Source organism: Okeania sp. (genome assembly GCF_983059655.1).
In genome coordinates, this window is record NZ_CEZPJD010000251.1 from 1 (window position 1) to 1790 (window position 1790).

The following is a 1790-nucleotide window of genomic DNA, read 5'->3' on the forward strand; positions in this document are numbered from 1 at the left end:
GGAAATACCTTTTCCCTCTACTTTAGCTGAGGTAAAAGGCAAAACAGTTACTTTGCTACGCGGTATATTAAAAGCTGTGCCAGAAATGACTAAGGCAGGGCGTGTTTTGCGTATTTCTGTTCCTATTGAGGGATCGAATCTGACAATCCAGATGCTTCCCAGTCGGTAATTGCTTGAATCTGCCATTCTTCGTCCCAACCTAAATTAAGTTCGTCAACTATTTTGCAAGCTTCAGCTAAGGCTTGTTTTTCTTGCTGCTGTTGCCATTGTTGTAGAAGAGATTCGATTAAAGCACTAGGGTTTTCGACTTTGCTATCAATGTATGCCAGCAGATTGTCAGGCAGAGATATAGAGATTTTAGCCATTCGTATTTGGGAGCTAGCTACGTTTTTGTTTCCACCAACTTTCTGTGACCTCAATAGTACTCCAGCCATTAATAAATGGTTTCTAGTTCGGTCTTTTGTTGATGTTAATTTAGCAGGACTTACGCAGAACCACTATATCTGGTAGGGGCGTTAACGATAGTTATGTGAAGTAAACGGCCGTTTGCTGGCGCATAGCTCCGCTAACGCCCCTACAAATTGTGTATAATTTCATATTTTGCGTAAGTCCTGTTTAGTTAGTTTTTTAATTTTAAAATCGATAGGAGATTTTGTCAATCTAGTAGGAAATAGTTCAACTCAAAACTAAATTGATAGTCTATGTTGACTTACGAGCAGGTACTAAATCAAGCACGGAATCTTTCCACTAGCGATTGATAGTATTAGTCAAAGCTGCTAAAATGACTTTTGGCCAAGGAGTCGGCACTAAATTTCCATCTTGACCTCGACAGGCCCACATTGCCTCTTGTTGACCAATATGAAGTTTTTGATTCTTACCATCAGACTCTTGTCGGAAGAATTCAAAGTTGAAAACAGCTCCGCATTCTGAAACATATTTTACATAGAGAAGAACGAGAATTTTGTCAAAGGGCATTGCTTCTTGTAAGAAGTCCATGCGAGTATAGAGACAAATTAATTCTCCTTGAGGATTAGAAACTCGTAGGTATTCGGGGGCAACTGAATACAAGAACAGATCTAGAGTTCGCCCTTGCCAGATGAAATAATTACCGTAGTAAACATTACCGACTAGGTTGGACTCTTCTAAGGTTGTTTGATAAGTTTCTAAGTAGAGTAAATTACCATAACGATTTTCAGAAGGGGATTGGTAAACTATCGCTCCTGTCTCTATATTAGCAAGAGGTGTGGGTAATGGGGGCAAGGAGAAAGTTTCAGGCTTTCTGAGATCGAGACTAATTGGCTCTTTAGAAGTAAATTGGTTGAGGAATTTTTGGAAATAGGGAGGTAAAGGCACCTGTGCTGGAACTCCGTAACTCTCTAAATGCACCCATGTAGATTTGACATCTGCAAGGGCAATTCTTTCTAGAGATTCGTCTGGTAAGACTTTGCAAAATTCTATATAAGCATCAAAGGTAGATCTGACTACTGCTCCTAACCACACTCTTGCTTGAATGGTGTCGTAGGAGGTGGCTTCTCCTAATACTCGTAGACTTACTGCATTTGTTACCATGCCACAATCTCCGGTAAAGAAGTCAGATAACATTTGTTGTGCAATACTTTCCAGGGCAAATTCCCGGATTTTTCCTATCCAACTGAAATATTGGGAAAAATAGACTTTTCGGCTGAGACTGCCACTGTCTTTAAAACTGAGCTGAAATCTTTTTTCGTAAACTACTTGTCTCAGATAGTCTTCTGGAATATGGGAGTTATTGCTATCATCTGTGAATACTG

General features: G+C 39.8%; 3 protein-coding genes. All 3 read right to left on the minus strand.

Features of this window, described 5'->3' with window-relative positions:
* A partial coding sequence (locus AC3DU7_RS15395) for a type II toxin-antitoxin system PemK/MazF family toxin (RefSeq protein ID WP_488040209.1) occupies positions 1–186 on the minus strand: 186 nt, incomplete at its 3' end.
* Entirely contained in the window at positions 123–434 is a 312-nt protein-coding gene (locus tag AC3DU7_RS15400) for a hypothetical protein (RefSeq protein WP_488040210.1), read from the minus strand. The genes AC3DU7_RS15400 and AC3DU7_RS15395, both read right to left, overlap by 64 nt.
* A 313-nt stretch (positions 435–747) precedes the next feature.
* A partial coding sequence (locus AC3DU7_RS15405; protein ID WP_488040211.1) for a hypothetical protein occupies positions 748–1790 on the minus strand: 1043 nt, incomplete at its 5' end.

What these genes read in the sequence shown, in the direction of transcription:
- AC3DU7_RS15400 (WP_488040210.1), bottom strand. Translation starts at nt 434, where the DNA reads ATGGCTGGAGTACTATTGAGGTCACAGAAAGTTGGTGGAAACAAAAAC.